This window comes from Paenibacillus vandeheii (genome assembly GCF_030433635.1).
GTDB classification, from domain to species: Bacteria; Bacillota; Bacilli; order Paenibacillales; family Paenibacillaceae; genus Paenibacillus; species Paenibacillus vandeheii.
This window is the reverse complement of the sequence record NZ_JAROCD010000017.1, coordinates 40611-63272: the sequence shown is the minus strand read 5'-3', so window position 1 is coordinate 63272 and position 22662 is coordinate 40611. Positions and strand designations below refer to the sequence as shown.

At 45.7% G+C, this 22662-nt stretch carries 20 protein-coding genes; 7 read left to right on the top strand and 13 right to left on the bottom strand.

Annotation, left to right across the window (positions count from 1 at the left end; all coding sequences use genetic code 11):
• Window positions 1-339: 339 nt before the first annotated feature.
• Entirely contained in the window at window positions 340-2520 is a 2181-nt protein-coding gene (gnpA, locus tag P5G61_RS27425) for a 1,3-beta-galactosyl-N-acetylhexosamine phosphorylase (protein WP_301249414.1), read from the bottom strand.
• Window positions 2521-2533: 13 nt separating this feature from the next.
• Window positions 2534-3553 carry a glycoside hydrolase family 88/105 protein gene (locus P5G61_RS27420; RefSeq protein ID WP_301249413.1) on the bottom strand — a complete coding sequence of 340 codons (1020 nt, stop codon included), beginning with the start codon at window positions 3551-3553 and terminating at the stop codon, window positions 2534-2536.
• A gap of 172 nt (window positions 3554-3725) precedes the next feature.
• Between P5G61_RS27420 and P5G61_RS27415 the strand changes: the two genes are divergently transcribed.
• Window positions 3726-4679 carry a helix-turn-helix domain-containing protein gene (locus P5G61_RS27415; RefSeq protein WP_301249411.1) on the top strand — a complete coding sequence of 318 codons (954 nt, stop codon included), beginning with the start codon at window positions 3726-3728 and terminating at the stop codon, window positions 4677-4679.
• A gap of 110 nt (window positions 4680-4789) precedes the next feature.
• Here the strand turns inward: P5G61_RS27415 and P5G61_RS27410 are convergent, their stop codons facing one another.
• From P5G61_RS27410 to lpdA, 4 genes are all read right to left on the bottom strand, one after another.
• Entirely contained in the window at window positions 4790-5962 is a 1173-nt protein-coding gene (locus P5G61_RS27410; protein ID WP_301249410.1) for a DUF4317 domain-containing protein, read from the bottom strand.
• Window positions 5963-6190: 228 nt separating this feature from the next.
• Window positions 6191-7363: an ABC transporter permease gene (locus tag P5G61_RS27405; RefSeq protein WP_301249409.1), complete on the bottom strand. Its 1173-nt coding sequence runs from the start codon at window positions 7361-7363 to the stop codon at window positions 6191-6193.
• A complete protein-coding gene (locus tag P5G61_RS27400; RefSeq protein ID WP_301249408.1) occupies window positions 7347-7979 on the bottom strand; it encodes a biotin/lipoyl-containing protein in 633 nt (210 codons plus the stop codon). Before P5G61_RS27400 ends, P5G61_RS27405 begins: the two co-directional genes overlap by 17 nt.
• A gap of 55 nt (window positions 7980-8034) precedes the next feature.
• Window positions 8035-9420, bottom strand: coding sequence for a dihydrolipoyl dehydrogenase (gene lpdA, locus P5G61_RS27395; RefSeq protein WP_301249407.1), 1386 nt, complete (start codon window positions 9418-9420; stop codon window positions 8035-8037).
• Window positions 9421-9810: 390 nt separating this feature from the next.
• On the opposite strand from lpdA, the gene P5G61_RS27390 reads away from it, so the two are divergent.
• Window positions 9811-10386, top strand: coding sequence for a TetR/AcrR family transcriptional regulator (locus P5G61_RS27390; RefSeq protein ID WP_301249406.1), 576 nt, complete (start codon window positions 9811-9813; stop codon window positions 10384-10386).
• 307 nt (window positions 10387-10693) lie between these two features.
• Window positions 10694-10774 (top strand): putative holin-like toxin, encoded by an 81-nt coding sequence (locus P5G61_RS31975; protein ID WP_363325771.1) that lies wholly within the window; start codon window positions 10694-10696, stop codon window positions 10772-10774.
• Between the two features lie 230 nt (window positions 10775-11004).
• Here P5G61_RS31975 and P5G61_RS27385 read toward each other — a convergent pair whose 3' ends face one another.
• A complete protein-coding gene (locus P5G61_RS27385; RefSeq protein WP_301249405.1) occupies window positions 11005-11712 on the bottom strand; it encodes a DNA alkylation repair protein in 708 nt (235 codons plus the stop codon).
• Window positions 11713-12123: 411 nt separating this feature from the next.
• Between P5G61_RS27385 and P5G61_RS27380 the strand changes: the two genes are divergently transcribed.
• Window positions 12124-13287, top strand: coding sequence for a glycoside hydrolase family 27 protein (locus tag P5G61_RS27380; protein ID WP_301249404.1), 1164 nt, complete (start codon window positions 12124-12126; stop codon window positions 13285-13287).
• Window positions 13288-13451: 164 nt separating this feature from the next.
• Here the strand turns inward: P5G61_RS27380 and P5G61_RS27375 are convergent, their stop codons facing one another.
• Window positions 13452-14303 carry an AraC family transcriptional regulator gene (locus P5G61_RS27375; RefSeq protein ID WP_301249403.1) on the bottom strand — a complete coding sequence of 284 codons (852 nt, stop codon included), beginning with the start codon at window positions 14301-14303 and terminating at the stop codon, window positions 13452-13454.
• Between the two features lie 209 nt (window positions 14304-14512).
• Here P5G61_RS27375 and P5G61_RS27370 point away from each other — a divergent pair, with 209 nt between their 5' ends.
• The gene (locus P5G61_RS27370) at window positions 14513-16039 is read left to right on the top strand and encodes a carboxylesterase/lipase family protein (protein WP_301249477.1); all 1527 of its coding nucleotides are present in this window, start codon (window positions 14513-14515) and stop codon (window positions 16037-16039) included.
• A gap of 94 nt (window positions 16040-16133) precedes the next feature.
• Here P5G61_RS27370 and P5G61_RS27365 read toward each other — a convergent pair whose 3' ends face one another.
• From P5G61_RS27365 to P5G61_RS27350, 4 genes are all read right to left on the bottom strand, one after another.
• Window positions 16134-16739, bottom strand: a complete 606-nt coding sequence (locus tag P5G61_RS27365) for a GNAT family N-acetyltransferase (protein ID WP_301249402.1) — start codon at window positions 16737-16739, stop codon at window positions 16134-16136.
• 236 nt (window positions 16740-16975) lie between these two features.
• On the bottom strand, window positions 16976-17554 hold the full coding sequence (locus P5G61_RS27360) for a DUF4256 domain-containing protein (RefSeq protein ID WP_301249400.1): 579 nt from the start codon (window positions 17552-17554) through the stop codon (window positions 16976-16978).
• A 190-nt stretch (window positions 17555-17744) separates the two neighbouring features.
• Entirely contained in the window at window positions 17745-19085 is a 1341-nt protein-coding gene (locus P5G61_RS27355) for a HAMP domain-containing sensor histidine kinase (RefSeq protein WP_301249399.1), read from the bottom strand.
• Window positions 19078-19770: a response regulator transcription factor gene (locus P5G61_RS27350; RefSeq protein ID WP_301249392.1), complete on the bottom strand. Its 693-nt coding sequence runs from the start codon at window positions 19768-19770 to the stop codon at window positions 19078-19080. The genes P5G61_RS27355 and P5G61_RS27350 overlap by 8 nt, the downstream gene beginning before the upstream one ends.
• Window positions 19771-19928: 158 nt before the next feature.
• Here P5G61_RS27350 and P5G61_RS27345 point away from each other — a divergent pair, with 158 nt between their 5' ends.
• Both P5G61_RS27345 and P5G61_RS27340 read left to right on the top strand, forming a co-directional pair.
• Entirely contained in the window at window positions 19929-20672 is a 744-nt protein-coding gene (locus P5G61_RS27345; protein ID WP_301249390.1) for a TVP38/TMEM64 family protein, read from the top strand.
• An 82-nt stretch (window positions 20673-20754) separates the two neighbouring features.
• Window positions 20755-21309 carry a GNAT family N-acetyltransferase gene (locus P5G61_RS27340; protein WP_301249389.1) on the top strand — a complete coding sequence of 185 codons (555 nt, stop codon included), beginning with the start codon at window positions 20755-20757 and terminating at the stop codon, window positions 21307-21309.
• A gap of 130 nt (window positions 21310-21439) precedes the next feature.
• On the opposite strand, the gene P5G61_RS27335 is transcribed toward P5G61_RS27340, so the two are convergent.
• Window positions 21440-22600 carry a cobalamin-independent methionine synthase II family protein gene (locus P5G61_RS27335; protein WP_301249388.1) on the bottom strand — a complete coding sequence of 387 codons (1161 nt, stop codon included), beginning with the start codon at window positions 22598-22600 and terminating at the stop codon, window positions 21440-21442.
• Window positions 22601-22662 lie beyond the last annotated feature (62 nt).

Here is a 22662-nt window from a genome sequence, read left to right as displayed (position 1 = left end):
TGAAGTGTTTCCATGCTTATCTTGTCCAACAATTTATAACTGTACATTAGGGCACTCTCTCCTTTGAAAAGATAAAAGCAATAACATATTAGGGATCATGATCTCACCCTTATTTAAATATTCTACTAAATAATGTTAACCCTATACAGTAAGATCCGCACTATAAACGTCATAGAATAAGAACAACCGAGCAAAAATCAGGAATAAGGTCATGATTTCGCTCGGTTTATTTGGGAAATGTTCAAATGGTTTACTTCATAAAATATTCATGAGTAAAATTTCTTTTAACTAAAATAGACCGCTCCCTGGTCAAGGAATACGGTCTATTGAGTTAATATTCTATGAGGATACCGATTTTGTTAAACCTATTTTGGTGATAACCGTATCGTACGGGTCCAATTCCATGGTCTGTTTTCCATACTCCGTATCGATCGTCGTTTTTTGAATTTGGTCACTATTGTTGATCACGACCAATATTTTGCTTTCTGGATAATACGCACACTCGGTATACATGTTATCCGGGATATACTTTGTTTCACCGCACTCATTGCCGGCAAAGCGAATCAGATTCAGCAGCAATCTGGTATTTTCCCAACTGAATTCGTATGCTGGAAGATAGATTCCTTTTCCTCTACCGAAAGAATGAGTGGACAACGTAATGTTGCCATCCGTTTCGTGCAGTACATCCGCCGATCCATCGGTAAGAGCAATGTTTTTCTTAGGCGTTATGCTGGCCCCTTCAGGCACCAAACCATGCTCATCACAAGCCTCATACATCCATTTTCCATGAACCACCCTGGCGCCTGTATCCTCATCCACCCCAAGAACATGTGCCATTCTGAAAAAGCTGTCGTACCCTTCTACCGCCGATGGCTGGTTAATGCCAATAAAGGTACCGCCCTCATACACCCATTTGGTCAGCAGGTCTACACACATGGGGTCATTCCAATACGCTCCGCCGCTCCAGGCTGAACCGGCAGAACCGGCATTAATCACGACACCGATATTTTGCAGTACTCCCTGACGGATGTCTTCAAAGTCAATGAACTGCACTTCAACCGGTAAACCGGACAAAGCTTCATTAACATGAATCAAATCATGCATATACGTTTCATGGAAATGGCCGGACAATGTCCATGATCTTAATTTGCCCCAACTATGCAGAATGGCTACCTTCGTCTTAATCTGATAGGGCTTGCCCTCAAGATGCAGTCCTTTCATTTCCCTGAATTCGCTCGCAATCTTCTCAATGTAATCGACAAAATCAGGGTAAGGCTCAACCAGATGCAGATATCCACCTAATCCAATCCGGTCCATCGGCTCCCGAAGCAAGGCCCGCCGAATATGGATCCAATATTTCTTGGCATCCAGCGTGGGGTTGCCCCCTTCTTTAAAGGTAGGAGATCCGCCTAAGCCCACCGGAAACAAGTATGGATGCAGCCTTATCTCATGGGTATCGACCTTGACGCCCGAACACATCCTTGCCTCATAACCGGAGAATACACATTTAATCATTCCGTCGAATCCAAACTCCTGAAAGCGGTCATTGTAAGGCTCCATACCAACCCAGCTATCATCATAGAAGACATACGCCAGCTTGCCGTGATGATGCACAATATCAATTAACTTCTTCCCAAATCCGATGACAAAATCATTGATAAATGCCATCCAGTCCAGCTTACGCTGCTGCGCCGGAATATGACTCACCCGATATTTGCCGCCATTTACAAAATCCTCGGCCGAGAGTGAATATCCAACTTTTTTGGCAAACAGATCAAGCGCTCTTGAGCTTACCGTAAAATCATATGAACCCCAATCCGAGAAGAGATGGCGATTACGCTCGTCGCTGCCCCAGATCCAGGCGAAATTATAAAATAATGAAGTGAACCGGACCACCGTTGTTTCCTGATGCTGCTGACACCAATCCTCCATCCAGTTCAGCAGATAGGTCTGCGTTTCCGGATAGATCGGATCAATTTGCATCAAATGCTCTTTGTCCCAATGGTTCGTCGTGTGATTGTACATCGAAATCTCTTCCCAGATCCGGTAAGCCATAAAGCTTACCGTGTATTTATGCCAGGGGACGATACCGGTAATGACTACATGGCCGGATTCCCTTTCATAATTCCACTGCCCTCTTGGCACTTCCTCCCCGGTTGTCCGGTCAAACACCTGCCAGTACTTATACGCCTCTTTGGAATCATTCACCCTGAATTGTTCAGCAAAAAAATCCTCCATCAGATAAAAGGATACATAATCTTGTACAGCTACCTTCGGATTCGTAATGAGAAAACACTGCTGCAGCTTATCTTGATTGCGGGATGCCCATTCGTTATGATCCCGGATAATGCAGATGGTCGAATAAATGCCGTACCCCGCGTTAATAATCTCATCGGATAATTGTGTGCCGTCACTGTCACGAATGACATCGGCTCCCCACCGTTCGGCAAGTTCCAAAGTCAGTGCCTCATAACCGGATTCCCCGGGTAGGGTAAAGGAGCCTTTAATTGGTTTGGACAAGTTGGTTCCCTCCCTATTTCAACATGTCGGATAGGAAAGCGAGCGCCAGTCCCTGGCCCCAGCCCTGAATCCAGTCTTTTGGAATATTGCGATAGCCATCCCGATCCTTCATCACTGCTGTACCGCCCGATACACCCAGCACTCGTCCGTCTTCGCTAATATGATTCAAGATGCCTTCTAATGCCTTTTGCACGTATTTGGTATGCAGCGGGTTGCCGTTATTGATCATGGCCGCTGCAATACCAGCGGAAGCCGACACCTCTTCATAAGAATCCAAGTCGTCCAATACCGTGCGCCACAAGCCATTCTCCGTCTGAACGAGCTTCAAAGCAGCCAATTGATCCCGCAGCGAACACTCCACGTCCATGCATTGCGGATATAAATACCAATCCTTCAACTGAGGTTTCACCTGAGACAAGGTATAAGCTCCCCAAGCGTTTGCTCGGCCCCAATATAATCCGGACATGTGGTCCTTGTTAACGTTATTGTAGCCGTGGTACCAGAAACCGCTGCTCGGATCTTGCAGATATTTGATATGCCAGTAATATTGATTCAGGGCATCCTGGATCATTTCCTGATCCTTTAATTTACTTCCTACACGGAGCAGAAAAAATGCTGCCATAAACAAGGTATCCGCCCATGCTTGCTCGGGAAAATCATTGGAAATGGACACAGTATGCTGAAGCACGTTATCTCCGAATCGAAGTGCATGATTTTGAAGATAATCGATCTTGCTCATTACAATATCCCAATATTTCTGATTCCCTGTTTCTTCATATAAAGTAATCAACATATGGCCCATCGCACAGGTATTTACGGTCCAGTCCGGCAAGCCCAGCTCAATGTATTCATCTGCCCATTGGACAAGCCTGTCCAAATATTCTTTGTTCCCTGTCACTTGATAAGCTCTGGATACACCATAATAAGCCACACCGCAAGGCCAATCCCATGTCAAATCCATTGCCAGTGTTTTTTGGGTAACGTTATCAATGACTCTTAACATTTCTTCTTTGTCATATTTCACTTGAAGCATTGGTGATTCCCCTCTCATAGCGCACACGCCCCCAAATGCGCTTGAGAGCTGTCCGTCCTTGATTTGAAAACGCTTTACTTATTCCATTGTACGCAGTAAAATAGTGTCAATCTAAGCATATTCGCAACAAAACTGCGCAATTTCAATCATTTATGAATGGGAGTTATCGAATATGCCCAGGAAAAAGCTGCCTATCATTGAATACCGTCACTACAGCTTGCCAATTCACTTTCCTATTCTGCTGTTAAGCGGTGATCGTTGGAAGATCTCCGATATCAAAAGTGAACATCTTCATTTTCACAACCATTTGGAGATTGGCATTTGCCATTCGGATAGCGGCATGATGGAGATCAACGGTGAGTCGGTACCTTTTAAAGCCGGTGATGTGACTTTTATCCCCAGATATCTTCCTCATACAACGTATAGTTCACCTAAAGAAGCCAGCTTATGGTCTTATCTCTTTTTCTCACCAGAGGATCTCTTTCAGCATTCGTTTAAGAGCAGTGTAAGCAGTGCCTACAGTAACGTTGAGCCCAATTTGTGGGCAATTCAGGGAATGAACTGCATTTTAAACAGGGAGGAACATCCGAGGGTTTATACCCTTGCGACCTCCGTCGTAGAGGAATTGAAACAGAAAAACCCTTTCTATCAGGAAAGTGCCTATGGTTTGTTGTTATCCCTTTATATCGAGCTCCTGCGAATCCATTCACGGAATGAACCCTTGGCAGATCAAGAAACACAGCCTAATCTAAAAGGTGATCTTGTCATTTCTCCGGTTCTGGAGTATATCACCAAAAACTATATGTCACCCATAACCATTGATTTTCTGGCTGATCTGTGCCACCTTAGCACCACTCATTTTCGAAGAAAATTCCATGATATTATGGGAACCGCACCTCTGGATTTTCTAAACAGCACCCGAATTGAAGAAGCCTGCAAACAATTAAAAAGTACGGATGCTTCCATTCTTTCGATTTCCGAACAAGTCGGTTTTCAGTCCATTTCCAGCTTTAATCGCTGCTTCTCCAAGCTTATGGGGAAATCGCCAAAGGAATGGCGCAAAGGCGCGCAGTCCGAAGTTCAATCCGCGAAAGCGTCCATATTGGAGTTTACGGGGTGGATGTAGCAAGAGTATGAATAGTAATAGGGCTATCCAAAATCTTGATGATGCAAGATTTAAGGATAACCCTATGGAGTCTCATTTATTTATCTCAAAAAACGACGGCGCAAAGCATGTCACAGCGTCTCCGTAATGAGCGTGAAGCCTTCAATCACGACGTCTTCGTCGACTTCAATCATGATGCAGCGTTTACCTTGGAAATTTACCTGTTTTACGTATCTTAAATCCTGCGGGCTAACCGAAATCGTAGCAACTTTAGTTTCAATCTTAATGGACTTGGACGTAAACTTCGGCATCACACTGGTCGCTTTCATTTCATAATTCTTGTTGTCGACGATGGTTTCAAATGCACGTTCAACCTTCTCCGACGTCAGATCCTCTACACCGCTTGCAGTCAGTACACGTTCCAGATCTTTATAATCCAGCTTCGGAGGTTCTTCCTCATGTGACTCTTCGTTAATTTCGATGACTCGGTTGATCTCCTCGTACACATGTGCAATTGTGGCTGAGTCAAGCTGTTCACCGGCCACTTCCTTCACAATATCTTCGAAGATCGCCCGTTCTTCCAGCGCTGTCACAGACCTTTCTCCATTCAATACATTTTCAACAAAATGCGGATCCGGGAAATTGGATTTCCCTGTACAATACAGAATTCGATTCACATCGGAGTAGTTGTCCGTCACGCTCGGGTACAGGAACCCCTGCTCCGGTGTGCTTAATTTGACAACCGGATCTACAATAACGTTGTACTTAAATTCTCTCTCTACGTAATCAAACAAGAGCGTTTTCCGCTGCTTCTCCGTGGAATTCACACTGCACAGAATGAATGGATGTGCGAAAACTTCATTTTTCTCACTCTCTTCCGCTTGATCGTTCCGTGCCTTGGTTGGCAAGTAATACTGTCCACGAACGAACGTGATCACCATATCCCGTTCATACTTGGCATCCACCAACATCCTTTCCACCAACAGCAGCATCAGGTCCTGCCATTCTTCCGGGTCCCCTGTCACCAGCGCTTGGTGAAGCATCACCTGGGCCGGCTCCTCCGCTTGCTCCTGAAACTTCAACTCGAACAGCTTCTGATCCAGCTCGCCAGTCAGCAATTTTTTGAAATTGCCCATGTATAGCTCCTGTTTCTCTCTATCTACCAGTTCAAACGGATGGCGCTCCCAATGATAGATCTCGTTCGTTTCCTTCGTAATATACACGTTGAGAATATCGTAAATATTCAGTAAATCATGATCCATTTTAAACTGCTTGCGTATATGCGCGACTTCTTTTTTATTCATGATTCGTTAGACAACTCCTCAAGTAAATTGGCCTTACAAGTATAAACGATATAAAAAACCTTCGCTATATAAGTTCAACTAAAGAATATTTTCACTGGTACTCCGATGACAGAACAACCTTCCGATCGCTGTTATCGTTATATGTCATCTGCAATAACTAAACAGAAAGACGCATCAGGAATGATGATTCCCGTGCGTCCGCTCTCGTTTCAATGCTTATCTTTTCAATTAACTGCTGCTCGGCAACATATCTGCATTCAACAGTGGCTCCCGGCTGGCAGACACTTTCCTCGCTTCACGCAAAAACAGTAACCCCATGAGCAAGGACACCACGCCAATAATAATTAGCAATGCCCCCATCTCCTGACTGTAGGCTGTCAGTGCTCCGTCCCGAAAAGCCATTCCGCGAATCAGGCGGTTAAGCCAGTTCATCGGTAATGCCCATGCGAAAATTTGGAACGGCTCTGGAAAGGCCAGCGGCGTTAGTTGAATCCCTGTAGCCAGAAAGGATGGATACAATACGAAGCTGGTTCGAAGATTCACTTTGGACATGTCGCTGGCAGTATACCCAATGAACATACCCAGGAGTGTCAAGGCGAAGGCATACATAACCAGTGGGATACTAAAAAGATAAGGCTCTGCTTCAAATCGCATTCCCGCCACCTGCTTTAACAATCCATAGGATAGAAGCAGCGAAAGGGAACTCAACACAGCATAAGGTACACACCGAATCCATAGCTGGAAAGGTGACTTTCCGTTTGCAAACAGTTTTCCCTCCTGACGAAGCCGAGGTGCTATCGAGCCCGCTGCGCTTGTTGTAATCAGCAATACTACAATATTCACAAAGCCAAGCACCATAAAACCAACATAACTGGAGGTTGGATTGAACAGCATCCGTTGCTGAAGCGATAACGGCGACATGATTCCTTTAGCTGTCTCGGCATCCATTCCTTTCTGGATCAAACTTGTCATGGAAAGGGTCATATTTTCCGTCTGGATGACCTCTTGAATGGCGGTCCGAATTCCGGTTAACCCCGAGGGCATCGTGTTATCCATCAAGATGCCGATGTTCGTCGATTTTCCCTGTTGTTGACGCAGTCCTAATTGATTGGGAAGCATAATGACCGCTACAGCCTGCTCATTGGCAAGCAATGTTTCCGGGCTCATTCGGCTGGCATACACACTTTTGACGCTCATGTATTGGGATGCATTCAATTTGGAAATTAGCTGTCGTGAATATTCACTATGATCCTCATCTATGACCACAACAGGCGATTTGCTGATTTGATTCTGCGAGAACATTAAACCGAAAAATAAGGCTGCAATAAGCGGACCAATAAAGATCAGGCGAACATACTTACTTCCCAATACGTATTTCCACTCATCAATCAGTGATTTCATCAAGTTTCACCTCTGCTGTCATCCCCGGAAGCAAATCAGCATTCGAATCCATCGATATTCGGACCAGAAACATGCTTAAATCTGCCTGCCCCTTTTCCCGTGACATGCGCAAGCTCGCGAATTGTGGGGCAGATGAGATCGAAGTAACAACCCCACTCACCTGTGTTGGCTGATCCGAATACGGAAAATGAACATCAATGCTTTGATTCACTTCAAGCTTTTGAATTTCACTTTCCTGTATGTAGAGGTCGGTATAGTAAGTATTCTTTTGCAGAACGGCCAGCGGCACTCCTGCTTGTACCTGATCCCCCATCTTCACAGCAACTCGGTCAACTAATCCGTCATACGGTGCGAGTACATCCACATCTCCTTCCTCAGCTGATTTTACTTTGAATAACACCTCTCCCTCTTTAACGGAGTCACTTGCAGTCGCACCTGCTTCTACAATCGTCCCTGGACTATTTTGATAAAATAATGTCGTTTGCTCTGCCTCAAGCATACCTTGTTTCCTGCTCTCGGCCTGACTTACCGCATCCTTCCCTTTAAAAGCCAGAAGTGAACCTCCAGCAATGAACACCAGCGCAATCCCGATATACAAACCTGCTTTTATCTTCATTCTTTTATCTCTCCCATTCCCAATTCTCGTATGTGGTTACAAATGCTAGTGCTGTTTACTTTTCAGTTCTCATCTTGTAGACCGCGTTCTCGGCAGCTTCCATGATGACTTCTCCCAAAGTGGGATGGGGATGAATCGTCATTGCCAGATCCTCCACGGTTGCCCCCATCTCGATTGCAACTGCGAGCTCTGATATCAGTGTCGATGCCTCCACGCCCACGATTTGTGCACCAATCACAATTCCTGAGATGGGGTCAGCTACAATTTTTACAAATCCTTCGGTTTCCCTTAAAGCCAATGCTCTCCCGTTGATCCCAAAAGAAGATTTCCCAATAACCACCGGAATGGCTTGTGCTTTGGCTTCCGTCTCACTTACTCCAACACTGGACAGCTCCGGATCAGAAAAGACAACAAGCGGAATAACCTTGTAATCCACTTTGGAGGTAAGACCAGCAATGGCCTCTGCTGCTACTTTGGCTTCATAGGATGCCTTGTGAGCGAGCGCCGGACCGGCTGTAATATCTCCAATGGCATATATATGCGGGATAACTGTTCTGCACTGTTCATCCGTTTCAACGAGTCCTTTATCCGTTACTGGCAAACCTATGCGTTCAAGTCCTAACTGCCCGTCTGTATTGGGTTTTCTGCCGACCGTGACCAATACATATTCCGCAGTAAGCTGGTACTGCTCCTGATTTTTCGAATAATGCAGTGTAATGGACTCGGCATTCTGCTCCACCTTTTCAGCAATCGCGCCGGTTACGATATGGACGTCATTCGCTTTTAATTGTTTGACTACAGGGGCTGCAAGCTCCGCCTCGAATCCGGGCAATACTTGTGCTCCTCCCTCCAGAATCGTTACCTTTGTTCCGAATTTGGCATACATCTGCCCAAGCTCAACCCCAATATAACCTCCGCCGATCACAACCAGACTGCTTGGAACCTCCTGAAGTGACAGTGCTTCCGTGGAAGACAAGATCCGACCCCCAACTGGAAATGCTGGCAGCTCAATCGGACGAGACCCCGTTGCCAGTATGAGGTTTTTAAAAGAAATGCTTTGCTCCTGTCCAGCTTGCTGGATCATCGCTGTGTGCTCATCCACCAGACGGGCCTCTCCTTCAAGAATGGTCACACCCGCAGCCTTTAACAAATAGTGCACGCCGCCTGCCTGCTTGTTCACAACCGCCTGTTTAAAATCCTGAGCATTTCTAAATGTCGCTGCCGCGTCAGCTTGATTAAACTGTCTAAACAAATCATAGCGATGTGATTCCGCAATTAAGGCTTTGGATGGAATGCAACCCACATGCGTACAGACCCCGCCAAGCTTTTTACGTTCGACAATCGCCGTCTTCATCCCCAGTTGCGTAGAACGAAGGGCTGCCACATATCCTCCGGGACCTGATCCAATTACTAATGTATCTACAGATTCAAGCATACTCATATCCTGATACCTCCTGATTTGAAGCTGATTTAAAATATGATGATCGCAATATATTATAACCATCATATTTTGAGGCAGTCAACAACCGTATTTGCCCTTTTGTAAATTAACAGACATCCAGCCACCAAATTGACAGGCTTTATTATGATGACTATAATATTTTAAAAGTATAGAAATTGAACTTAACATTTACACAAGAACGGAGAGGACAGAAAAAACCTGAGGAAGCGAAGCGTTCGCCTTTATCACCGGATTTTCTCTTTTGGAAAAGGGAATCAAAAAAATCTGGGGATAACAGCGATCAGAAGGTTGTTCTGTCATCGGAGTGGAAGGTGTAAATATTCTTTAGTTCAATTTCTATAGAATGTTGAAGCTATGGAGTGAATGATAATGCCCTATCCCAAAGGCCATAAAATAAAAGTACGAGGTAAAATTGTAGAGAGTGCTGCTCGGGCTTTTCGCACCAATGGTATCCAGGACGTTAGTGTGCCGTTCATTATGAAGGGAGCCGGATTGACTCATGGAGGGTTTTATTCACACTTCGATAACAAGGAACAACTGGTCGCCGAAGCCTGCGAATATGCCATCAGTGATACCATCGCACTTCTTCAGAAAGTCGCGGATCAGGAAGAGCAGAACTCCAAAATCAATACAGTCATCGATTATTATCTCAGTCCCTATCATCGCGACAAAACGGAAATGAGCTGCATTTTCCCTGCCCTTTCCGGTGAAATATCCCGCTCTTCTGAGGAGGTTCGGCAGGTTTTCACTCACGAACTGGAACGGATGGTCACTTTTATCTCCAATCTGGCAGAAATGGACGTATGCAAAAGTCGTGCACTGTTCAGTACATTAGTCGGCTCGCTTGTTCTTGCACGCTCTGTTAATGATCCAGAACTAAGCGACAGCTTTCTCGCAGCGGGCAGGCAGCAAGCAAAGGAAATGGTTAAAAGGAAAGATATGTAGAGGTTTCGGGCTTTTTATACGATCCGTAGCTTTGATGCTGTTATATGATTAGTATCTGCTTTCAACATAAAAACACGCCTATAAATGGCGTGTTTTCTCTTATCTGTTTGCAACTATATCATTCTTCATAATAGCCGAGTAACGCTCTCTTTGCACTCACTGTACTGGGTAGTTATCATGCCAAAACTTTTATAAAAACGAATTATTGTTCATCTATTAGCTCCAAGTAAAATATGGTATACTCACAGAGCAATGGAAAGGCTTATATGGGCGGTCGGCTAATCTCCCGGAAGGGAGGTGATGCCTTGTGACAGTATTTGAAGCGATTATGCTAATGCTTACCTTCGGTTCGCTGATTGTAGCGCTGCTGTCCAATAAAGACAAATAGACCGCCCTCTGGCTAAGGGATGCGGTCTATTTAGTCGGTAACCCTGCTTTGGAAGCCCACCGCCCTTAAAAGCGGCTATTGCATCGGAGAGTCGTGTTAGCGCACGGCTCTCTTTGCATTATAAGCTGTTTCTGTCCTTATTATAACATGGTGATTGTGGATTTCAATTCAAAGCATAGCCATGTTATTCACATATTCACTATGCCAGATCTGGCGATATAATGAAAGCTTCAGCATCTTACATATTTACGCTTAAAGCCCGTCCGCCCTTTATCCACAGCCTTTTGGATATTCTCAGAGGCATTCAGCAGCTTGCTCTTTGGCTTGTCCTTGTCGACTTCAACAGGTCCCACAGCCTTGGCAATCTCCACCACCTGCTCATGCAATGGAAGATAGGATACGCCAACGGTGTACAGAAAATTGTTCATGGAATACTTGGTGCGTTCAGGTGATTCGTGAATCGTCTGTTGTACTTGTTTAAGCATGCCGTGCAGTTTACTTTCCTCAAATTCATGATCTGGACGGCTACCAAGTAACCAGCAATAACAGCTCCAGCCTGCCGACATTTTCAGTTCATCCCCGCTCGCAATCCACTTGTCCGAAACGGCTTGGGCAATATCCGTCTCCGCCAACGTGACCGAAACGATGAAGTCAGAGATCATGTAAAAATAAGCAGCGTCGATCCAACGGTCAAAATCAGCTTCCGTCATCGCTTTGGGATCAGCAATCACGCCAGCAAAGTACATCGCATCGTAGTTCCCCGTAGCGTAAAGCAGTTCCGCCAAAGGTTGATCCGTTTTTATTTTCTTCGCGATGGGTTTCATCGCTCCGGTTGCCACGCCAAAGAGCGGCTCGTGTGCGCCATTGGACATATATATTTTCTTTGTTCGTTCTTTGCCCAGCGCTTCCAGCTCTTGCATCACTTCATCCAGATTCACTTCGCAACACCCCTCAACCCTATTCAATTTTGATAGCAGGAAAACACGACGTTTCCGGTTTCATCCAATAAACACAATTGACCCGGAAGCAGGTACTCTTCAAAAAACTTCATGGAAGTTTCCGCTTCATCCTGTCAGATGATTATAACCGATCATAGCATCCCTGCCATCGTTCTCACAGACCACTGAAAGAATTTAACTTCTTCGCAGGCAGACATTTCTCCTTTCTTACTCTTACTCCGACAACATTCTGTATACCTGCCATTTGTCTGGTCGAGAAAGCTGCTTCCACCAGTAGAGCATCATTTGTCCATGTCCAAGCAACGTCTAGCTATGGCTGGAAAGGGTGCTCATCGTTTAAGTTCAGTTTAGTTCTACTAACGAACCCGAGAAGAGGAAGGATGCGAGATCATGAGCAACAACCAAGTGTTAGGCTTTGCCCCCGCCCTGGGCTGGAATTCGTGGAATACGTTTACGTGGGATATTAACGAACAGTTAATTCGGGATGTCGCTGATGTGTTCGTATCGGAGGGTTATCTCGCAGCTGGCTACGAGTATATTGTCATCGATGATTGCTGGAGCCTGAAGGAACGAGACGCAGGCGGCAATCTGGTGGCTGATCCCGAGAAGTTCCCGAGCGGAATGAGAGCGCTTGCTGACTATATCCATGGCAAAGGACTGAAATTCGGGATGTATTCGTGCGTTGGCACGCATACTTGTGCCGGGTATCCAGGCAGCTTTGAGCATGAGTTCCAGGATGCTGCGCTTTTTGCCGAGTGGGGCGTTGATTATTTGAAGTATGACTATTGCTTCAAGCCACGCCACATCTCGGGCGAACTGCTGTACAAACGGATGAGCCTCGCTCTCAAAAACTGCGGACGGGACATCCTGTTCTCCGCCTGCAACTGGGGAGCCGACGACGTATACGACTGGATTCGGGAATCAGGTGCTCATATGTACCGCTCCACCGGCGACATCCGTGATAACTGGGAATCGGTGAAAGAACTTGCCCTGTCGCAGTTAGGTAAACAAAGCTACACCGGCTCTTTCTGCCATAATGATATGGACATGCTGATCGTTGGCATGTACGGCGGAAGCAACAACGATTATATTGGCAGCATTGGTGGATGCAACGACACGGAGTATAAAACCCATTTTTCGCTCTGGTCCATGATGGGATCACCATTGATGATCGGATGTGATGTGCGCAGGGCCAATCAGGTCACAAAGGATATTTTGCTGAATCCCGACCTGATCGCCATCAATCAGGATGCAGAGGCGCGCGGAGCTTATCACATTAAACCAGAGCCGCAGTGGTTTCACACAGACGATGTTTTTATGCTCGTGAAGGTACTTACAGATGGCGATCTGGCCATCGGCTTCTTCAACCTGAGCGATAGCCAGCGAGAACTTTCCCTGCAATTTTGGGATATGGGTCTGCCTTACGCAGCCGGTTACGCCCTGTCGCTGTACGACTGCTGGGAACATAGAGAGCTGGGCGTGTTCCGTGAACGCTTCGCCCCAGTTGTCGCAGCACATGATTGTTTAGTTGTGCGTGCCAAACTGGTGAAATAGATGGCTCAACATCGCCTGTGCACCTCCTGTCAGGTTCCGCTCTCTTCAGACGATGTGGGCATCTACCTCAAATTGATCTCTCGCTCTGCCCAGCAGTTTTTGTGCATCGACTGCCTCGGCAAGAAGCTGAATTGCGGGCGCGAGCCCATTGAGAAGCTGATTCGTTATTTCCGGGAATCCGGCAACTGCGCCCTGTTCCGCTGAAACTCTGCCGTTTCCGCATGCAGCATCATGTACGCTGATGGTGTATGTGATGTTGCTTTCTTGAATACTTTGGAAAAGTATAACGGGTCATTGTAACCAACGGAGTAAGCCACCGATTGAATGGGCAAACCCGATGTCTTCAGCAGTTCACAGGCGCGCCGGATTCGGCAGGATGTAATATATTCCAAGACAGACTTCCCGGTAGCTCCCTTAAACTGTCGAAACAAATAACTACGTTCCAGATTGACTGCCTTTACGATTTCCGTAACGGTCAAGGCTGGCTTCCAGTAGTTCTGCTCAATGTACTTTCTAGCCAGCCAGACATAATCCTTGGTATCCACCTGCGGCTCCTTAGGATAATATTCCATGTAATAGGAAAGCAGGAGACGTAAACGGGCATCCGCCCGAAGAATTTCATAGGGCGATGCGCCCGAGTTCCACGCCAGATGAAAAAAGGGCTGCAGCGTCTCCGGCGCGACCGTCACCACGGGTTCTACCTCTGAAAGCTCTGTCAGCTCCAGCAAACGCCCGGCATCCTCGCCGCTGAACTCTACCCAAACATACTCCCACGGATCAAGCGGGTCAGGGTAATAGTAGATCTCCTTTTGCGGAAAAATGATAAAGCTTTCCCCCGCACCCAGCCGAAACACACGGCCGCCCGTCTCGAGCGTCCCTTGGCCGCGAATAATATAGTGTAGCGCATAAACGTCACGTACTCCTGGCCCCCATTGGTGAAGATTGACTGGCTTGTGACCGCCGCTGATAAAATACAAATGAATGGCTCTGCTGCTCTCATGCCAAATCGGATTCAACCTTGATTCCCCCTAACGCATATCTCAATCTTTATATATCATCCACGCATTTTTTATTTTGTTTGAATACTGGAAAGCTCCCTGAAAGTTGCTTATTATGGAAATAGAGGGCACCTCGCCCCACAGATTTGTAAGCGCATCCATACATCTTTGATCAGCATGATTGATATAACGCTTTATCCAGAGAGGAGAATGTTGTGTTGCTTAGAATGGTAACGGTAGAACACGGACAAGTGCAAGGGCTGCCCGCGGCGGACCCGCGTATTACCAGCTTCAAGGGAATTCCTTTTGCCGCACCTCCTGTAGGTGAGAATCGCTGGCGTGCTCCGCAGCCGCAGTCCAATTGGAATGGCATTCTGAAAGCTTTTGATTTTGCCCCCACCTCCATGCAAGCCAAAACGGTCATAGACGATAACAACATCTATACCCGCGAATGGGCCGTTGATCCGAATCTGCCTATGGACGAGGATTGTCTGTATCTGAACGTCTGGACGCCTGCCAAGCGCACGGAGGAGAAGCTGCCTGTCTTTGTCTGGTACTTTGGCGGAGGGCTTCAGGTCGGAAACACGGCCGAAATGGAATTCGATGGAGAACGGATTGCTCGCAGAGGCATTGTTGTCGTCACGATCAACTATCGGCTGAATGCCTTCGGCTTCCTGTGTCACCCCGAGATCAGTTCCGAATCTCCCCATGCACCGGCCAACTTTGGACATCTCGATCAGCAAGCAGGTACCCAGTGGGTCAAACGGAACATTGCCGCCTTTGGCGGTGATCCTGACCAGATCACGATCGGCGGGCAGTCGGCAGGCGGAGGCAGTGTGCTCAGCCAGATGACCTCTCCGCAAAATAAAGGCTTGTTCCAGCGAGCCGTCATTATGAGCGGTATAGCTACCGAGCTGTACCCGAAGGTCCGCGTGCCTTCTGTCCGTTCCACACTGCGAGAAGCAGAGCAGGAAGGGGTTGAATTTTTCCGTTTCCTGGGCGTATCCTCTCTGGCAGAGGCCAGACAATTGGATGCCGAGTATGTTCGCGACAAAGCTCTGGAATACAAAGGTTTCTGGGGCACCGTCATCGACGAACAATTCTGTGCAGGCGATCCGTTTACCCGCTTTATTCAGCAGGAGCGTGAGCCAATCCCCGTCATGCTGGGACATACTTCTTCCGAATTCTGGACCCGACCTGCCGCAGCCAATATGGAAGAATTGAAACAGATGGCCGCAGAGCTATTCGGCGAGGAGGCTCCTGCCTTTTTGCAGCTATGTGAGGCTGATACCGGCCAAATAGAGCGTGCCCTGCAACACGCATCTGTCCGCATGATCCAGCACGCCACCCTGCTGGCCATCCGCGCGAACAGCGGTCATCCGTCTGAAACGCCGCTCTACTATTACAACTTCGACGCCGAGATTCCTGGCTGGGACCAGCCGGGTACCTTCCACTCCGTCGATCTGTGGTTTTTCTTCGAAACACTCGCCAAGTGCTGGCGTCCTTTCGTGGGCAAACATTACGATCTGGCCCGCCAGATGTGCAATTATTTGTCCAATTTTATTGCTACAGGTGACCCGAACGGTCCAGACTCCACCGGTAATCCGATGCCTCATTGGATTCCTTGCACCACGGAGCAGCCGTATCTCATGGAATTTGGCGACCAGTCTCAATTACAGAAGGCAGATCCCGGACCGATGCTTGCGTTTCTAGTGGAGCAGTATTTCAAAAAGCAGAGTGCACATATTGTTTAAGACATGAAGCTTGCCTTCTCATGAGATATGTATGGGCCATGCTGACGCATGGCTCTTTTTAACCGTGTGAATAGTCGATTCTATGCTCATTCGCCTACTTGAGCGCCTTCCCCACCATAGAATCCCGATGTGATACTGCATAGTCTTCTCTTAAAATACCGTACATTTCCAAATCAATAATTCCTTTGCCTGACCATAAAGTTGCTTGTCTAAGCGTCCCCTCATGGATGAAGCCGTTTTTTAATAGCACCTTTTTCGAATGTTCATTTGCAGGCATCACTTCTGCCTGAATTCGATTGACGTTAACCTTCGTGAACAAAAATTCGAGCAACATCCCCACCGATTGGGTCGCAATCCCCTTCCCCCAATGTGATTCAGCTAAAAAGTAACCGATCGTCACCATATTCACTTTCAGGTTAACATCAACGACTTCGATAATGCCAAGCAACCGTTCGGGTTCATTAGTAGCGAATATGCCCCATTTCACCCTTACCCTTTTATTGTAATCTCTCTCGAAATGCCCGATCATCTTCTTCACAGTATCTTTATTATGCTTGGGTATGATACCGCAGTATTCGAATACATTCTCATTATCATAGATTTCAAAAACTTCGTTAACATGCTGATCTTCCATCTTTTTCAATACCAATTCATCTGACTTTAGGATCGGAAATTGATCATAAACTGCTTCCACATTCATTCCGTCACCGCCCTATATTTTTAATTGGAAAATCAGCTTTTGATTTGGACTACCAAAATTATACACCCCGTTTATCTGAACAGGATACCTCACCTGTACTTCGATTTCATAAATTTACTATAGGGCATTATCACATGATTAGCATATATCTATGACCAAAACAAAAAACTCAAGTCGCAAAACCACTTGAGCTTAAAACATAGGTAGATATTATTTAGGTTTATGCCCTTAACGAGTTAGACCCTTAACGAGCCGCGAAATCCTCTTGCAGCATAGTAGGATTCTGCTCCATTGTGATATACAAAAACCGTGTCATAGCGACGATCACAAAAGATGGCTCCGCCCAGTTTTCGAATATTAGCAGGTGTTGTCACCCAGCTCGACGTTTTCAAATCGTAGCTTCCCAGCTTCTGCAGCTCCCGGTATTGCTCTTCATTTAAAAGCTCAATGCCCATGTCCGCTGCCATTCCAACCGCATTATTCTGTGGTTTATGCTCTTTCCTTGACTCCAACGCTTCACGGTCATAACAGATACTTCTCCGGCCCTTGGGGCTTTCCGCTGAACAATCTACAAAAATATATTCGTCTGCCTCACTGTCATAATCAACAACATCCGGTTCGCCGCCAGTCCTCTCCATTTCATGGAGTGACCACAGTTTTTCAGGTTGAGCTTCCAATTTTGCTTGCAGGCTGGCCCATTCCATACCTGGATGACGGTTCATGTTTTTTTCAAAACGCGCTTTCAAGGCTTTGAGCAGTCCCTCACGTTGTTCTGACGATAACTCCCTCTCACTTCCAAATGTGCTCGTTGTCATCTATATTTCTCCCTTCAATAGGTTGTTTCTTTGTTAGATGTTATAAAGTCAGATGTTAAAATAGCTTCATCCTGTCATAGTATCCCAGCGAGTCCAGCTCCCTGAGCACTCGTTCCTTGTCTAACAGTGGTTAGTTCATTTTTATTACAGCTTGTAAGTAGATAACTTAACCTTATTCAATCTTAGTCTATCATTGGCCGTAAGTCTGCTCTTTTTTGATAACGGGCAGCACGATTTGTAGTGAAAAGGTATCTTCTTCCTGCGATACCATCAGCGTGCCGCTATGTTGCTCTATGATTTTCTGACAACTCACCAGCCCGATCTCGTTGCTGTCTTTCTTTTTGTCTACAGGTTTAATCTTATTCTCCACTTCAATCGAGACCGTTTGTTGCTGCAAAGCTACCTTGATATGAACAGGATATGAGGTATTCGCGTATTTCTGAATGTTGGAAAAGATATTATCAAACACACGGCGAATAGCCACCAGATTGATCTCCAGCAAAAATTTTGAATGATCGGCATCCGGCTGAACCTGGACATCGATATGATCCAAGACCACCAACTGCTCATCGATGAGTTGATCAATCAGCGCTCTGCCCTCGTACGTTTCAAACTCCACTTCCTCTTCCTCAGCGGCTGTAGACACCGTGAAATACTCAAACAGTTTGTCCGACAGCGCTTTGATCTGATATGCTTTCTCTCGGCTATTATGGATATACTGCAACAGATCATCCTGTGTCTTATACTTGTTGAGTTCGATGATATCCATATATCCCAGCAGAATCGTGAGCGGGGTACGCAAGTCATGAGATATCGCCGTGATCAACTCGCGGTTGGCCATCCTCACTCTCTCCTCGCTGCTGAGTCGCTCCACAAATGATTTTCTCATCTCATCAATACTTAAGGCAAGCGAAGATAGCTCATCCTTGCCCGAAACCGTGATGCTGTAATCCAGATTCCCACCTTCCAGTATTTTGATCTCACGTTCAAGCAACCCAATATACGACGTCTTTTTGTTAATAATCAGTAGAAAAGAAATAATGAACACAATGAGCGCGATGAACATACCAAGAATCAGAATGAGGTTGTAGTATTGGTACTCATAGAAACCAACCAGATAGATTTGGGCATCCTGATCAACGAAATGAATGGTGGTTACGGGTATTTTCGATGGCACGAATTGAGTTAAAAGCTCTTCATTGATCGCAGGATCAATCTCCGTGTTTGAGGAAAAAATCAATTTGTCTTTTTCAAAAATGTACAGATTTAAGTATCGCTCATGACTTATCCATGCAGACAATCGCTCATGATCACGGGTTGACACGTTCTGGTCATTCACGAATGCTTCGAATCGATCCAGCGCATCTCGCTGCCTGTTCTCGACAAAAGTCGATTTGCTTAAATAACTATTCAATGCCGTCTCACCAACAACCTGTAACACAATGAACGCACCGATGGAGATAATCAAAGAAATAACTATGGCGAGAACCAGTTTGAGCTTCAGTTTTTTTCCGATGAGCAGTCTATTCAATTTTGTACCCCTTCCCCCAAACGGTCTTCACATATTGAGGGTTCTGCGGATCATCTTCCAGCTTACTTCTCAAATTACGAATATGAACCATGACGGTATTATTACACGTATAAAAGTAGGGTTGTTTCCATACACTCTCATAGATATTTTCCGCCGAAAATACCTTTCTTCGTTTCTTAGCCAGCAACAGCAGAATCTGATATTCAATATCCGTCAACGAGATTTCCTTCTCGCCAACAAACACGGTTTTTGCATCCTGATGGACCGTAAGATCCTTAATGATAATTTGATCCGCTTCTTCCGTCTTCTCCTTGCCCCGATAAACATAATACCTCCGCAGTAAAGCCTTCACCCTCGAAACGAGTTCTGTATAGGAAAAGGGTTTGGACAAAAAATCATCACTGCCTGAGGAAAATGCCAATTGTTTATCCGAATCCTGCGTTTTTGCCGTAAGAAACAGGATCGGTGCGCTTGTTTTTTCACGGATTTCCAAACACGCCTTCAGCCCCGATTTGTTGGGCATCATCATATCCAAAATAATGAGGTCCGTCTCTTCATTCACTTTATCAATCGCATCCTGACCATCGACCGCTTCAATGACTTTATAATTCTCGCTCTCTAGCAGGATCTTTACAATTTCACGGATTTCACTGTTATCGTCAGCAATTAATATCTGCTTGTTCATGCTAATCCCTCCGTCCAACTCCAGTATAATATGCGCCTATTGCCAACGACCAGCAAATACCATCGACTTAAGAATTCTTCAGAAGTTATGTAGGTGACTCTTAATGATTGCGTTTTATACTGTAATCAGTAAGGTCATATATAAAGGAGTCTTCAGCTATGCCAAAACGTTCAAAAAAAACAATGACGAACCTAATGCTCGGTCTATTAACGGTTTTGTCCATTGGTTTGCTGGTCTATTATGCCCCGGCCTTGATTAAAATCATGTCATCCATGGACAATTTCAGAGATTATATTCATTCAACCGGACATTGGGGTCCGATCATGTTCATTCTGTTCCAGATACTTCAGATCGTGGTTGCGCCTATTCCGGGAGAAGTGGTACAGGTTGCAGGCGGATATATATACGGGACCACAATTGGTTCATTCTATACAACCATAGGTTTAATATTGGGTTCGGCGATTGCTTTTTACTTCACGCGTTTCATCGGTCGTAATTTCGTGTCGCGCCTGTTACAGAAAAAAGAGTATAAGTGGACGTCCTTCATTCATGATGAGAAAAAATTCTCTGCCTTTTTATTTATCTTTTTCGTGATTCCCGGTTTGCCGAAAGACATGCTCGTATTTGTTGCCGCCCTTACATCCATGAGTTCATTAAGATTCTTCACGATCCTTCTGGTTGGTCGTCTGCCGTGGATCATCGCCTCTGCCGCTGTGGGGTCCACGATTCATATGCAACAATACACCATCGCCATTATAATCTCTGTCATCGCTGTTGTTGGTTTCGTGCTCGGCTATATGTATAGAGATAAATTGATGAATTTGTTCTCCAAAGTGGAGAAAACAAAAGGGAAAAGTACTCCTGCCAAACCCAAGGCATTACCCAGCTTTAGTAGAGAGTAGAGATTTGGTAAGAAAAAAAGAATAATAAAAGATATAACAACAAATGATCATGCTGCTCAGATGATAAATGGAGGTCTTACTCATGCAGACAATCGAAACTCATCGATTGAACTTAAGAAATTTCACTGCAATCGACGCAGCCGGATTGTTGGAGTATACAGCAAATCCAAGAGTGAACTGCTTTAGGGATCACCAGATTTCGACGTTGGAGGAGGCTGCAGCGGAGGTCGAAAAAAGAAGCAGTGACGACTCCCATATCGCGGTCTGCCTGAAAGACAGCAACGAACTGATCGGGGAGCTATTTGGTATGAAGGAAGAACGAGATTCGGATACGTATGGTATTGGATGGAATTTTAATGCCAGATTTGAAGGGAAAGGATACGCAAGTGAGAGCGCGAACGCCTTCATAGCGTATCTCTTTACGCAACAGGAAGTAAGAAGACTGTACGCATATGTCGAGGATGATAACTTCCGGTCACAGAAGCTGTGTGAGAAACTGGGTATGCGCCGGGAAGGCTGTTTCATAGAATTCGTTTCATTTGTTAAAAATGAAGACGGCACGCCAAAATACGAGAATACGTATCAATATGCCTTACTGAAAAAGGAATGGCTTGCTCAGCATGCACAGCAGAGTTGATCATATCCATCCATATCGAATCCATATCAATTCACAACAAGGAACGTTTCTACAACAAAAGCGGCGACCTCTCCCTGGTTGAATTCAGGAAAAGGCCGCCGCTCTATGAAACGTTCTCTTTATTTGCGATTTAGTTGCTCCAGTACTGCTTGGCAATCTTTTGGCCTTGATCGATCTTTGCCCATTGCTCGGCTTCGCTTAGCTCGTTACCGCCATCGCAGGATGCAAAGCCGCATTGATGGGACAATAACAGGCGATCCTTATCGATGATTTTGGATGCTTCGTCAAGCAAACGGATGACGCGCGCTTCATCATCGAGTGTACTCAATTTGGATGACAGCAAACCTAATACAACTTCCGTTTCAGGTCTGTCTTTGAATACTTCAAGCGCCTCAATTGAACCTGCACGATCATCATCCCACTCCAGGAAGAAACGGTCATACTTCAACTGCTTCAGAAACAGATTGGCGATTTTCGCGTAAGATCCACCACCCATGTTGCGGGAATCATAATTGCCGCGGCAGTTGTGTGTCCACATTTTCAAGCCCAGGCTATGACCGAAGTCAATTACGGTATTGTTAATATCAATAAATTCGGTAGCGAGACCCTGTACTTCCTCTTGATTAATATGCTCCCCTGTAAACGGAGAGTTCGGATTGTCGTCTGCAAACAGCTCCCACAAGCAATCATCGAATTGCAGGATTTTCCCGCCCGCCGCAGCGAATTCTTCCACAAATTCCTTATATGCCTTCACAAGACCCGCTTTGAGTTCCTGTTTGTTCTGATAAACAGCATCCGTGCCGCCAATATTATCCGACCAGGAAAGTTCACCGAAGATATGGGATGGTGATGGTACGCAAAGTTTCGTTTGCTGGTCACCAGCCGTGTCTTGCAACTGTTTGAACAGTTGAATGAAATGATGATTCTTTCCGCTCAGTTCGCCCGTAATACGCAAGCCGATATCTTTGCGTGTTTCATATTTCGAAGTCCCATCCACGTCTCTGAAAAAATAGCCATGATCCGCGATATAGCGCTCAACTCCACCAAAACCCCACACAAAATCCAGATGCCACATCGATTTGGAAAACTCTCCATCTGTAATAATCGACAGGTCATGCTCGATCTCCTTCTTCACAACCTGTTGGATTGCCTCCGTCTCGCATTTCTCATAACCTTCGAAGTTTTCATAGAATGGATATTGGATATCATCACGATGTTCAATTTGCGTTTTATATGTCAGCAGCTCATCGGGCCGCAACAAACTCCCTACGATCTGGAACTTATCAGTCATGTAAAAACCCCCTCGTTGTATACCATTATCATATCATGCAAAAAGGGGTTAGAAGAGATACT

Coding starts and splice junctions, on each gene's coding strand:
- P5G61_RS27420 (WP_301249413.1), bottom strand. CDS start 3,553: ATGCTTCAAGTGAAATATGACAAAGAAGAAATGTTAAGAGTCATTGAT.
- P5G61_RS27415 (WP_301249411.1), top strand. CDS start 3,726: ATGCCCAGGAAAAAGCTGCCTATCATTGAATACCGTCACTACAGCTTG.
- P5G61_RS27410 (WP_301249410.1), bottom strand. CDS start 5,962: ATGAATAAAAAAGAAGTCGCGCATATACGCAAGCAGTTTAAAATGGAT.
- P5G61_RS27405 (WP_301249409.1), bottom strand. CDS start 7,363: ATGAAATCACTGATTGATGAGTGGAAATACGTATTGGGAAGTAAGTAT.
- P5G61_RS27400 (WP_301249408.1), bottom strand. CDS start 7,979: ATGAAGATAAAAGCAGGTTTGTATATCGGGATTGCGCTGGTGTTCATT.
- lpdA (WP_301249407.1), bottom strand. CDS start 9,420: ATGAGTATGCTTGAATCTGTAGATACATTAGTAATTGGATCAGGTCCC.
- P5G61_RS27390 (WP_301249406.1), top strand. CDS start 9,811: ATGCCCTATCCCAAAGGCCATAAAATAAAAGTACGAGGTAAAATTGTA.
- P5G61_RS27380 (WP_301249404.1), top strand. CDS start 12,124: ATGAGCAACAACCAAGTGTTAGGCTTTGCCCCCGCCCTGGGCTGGAAT.
- P5G61_RS27370 (WP_301249477.1), top strand. CDS start 14,513: ATGGTAACGGTAGAACACGGACAAGTGCAAGGGCTGCCCGCGGCGGAC.
- P5G61_RS27365 (WP_301249402.1), bottom strand. CDS start 16,739: ATGAATGTGGAAGCAGTTTATGATCAATTTCCGATCCTAAAGTCAGAT.
- P5G61_RS27360 (WP_301249400.1), bottom strand. CDS start 17,554: ATGACAACGAGCACATTTGGAAGTGAGAGGGAGTTATCGTCAGAACAA.
- P5G61_RS27350 (WP_301249392.1), bottom strand. CDS start 19,770: ATGAACAAGCAGATATTAATTGCTGACGATAACAGTGAAATCCGTGAA.
- P5G61_RS27345 (WP_301249390.1), top strand. CDS start 19,929: ATGCCAAAACGTTCAAAAAAAACAATGACGAACCTAATGCTCGGTCTA.
- P5G61_RS27340 (WP_301249389.1), top strand. CDS start 20,755: ATGCAGACAATCGAAACTCATCGATTGAACTTAAGAAATTTCACTGCA.
- P5G61_RS27335 (WP_301249388.1), bottom strand. CDS start 22,600: ATGACTGATAAGTTCCAGATCGTAGGGAGTTTGTTGCGGCCCGATGAG.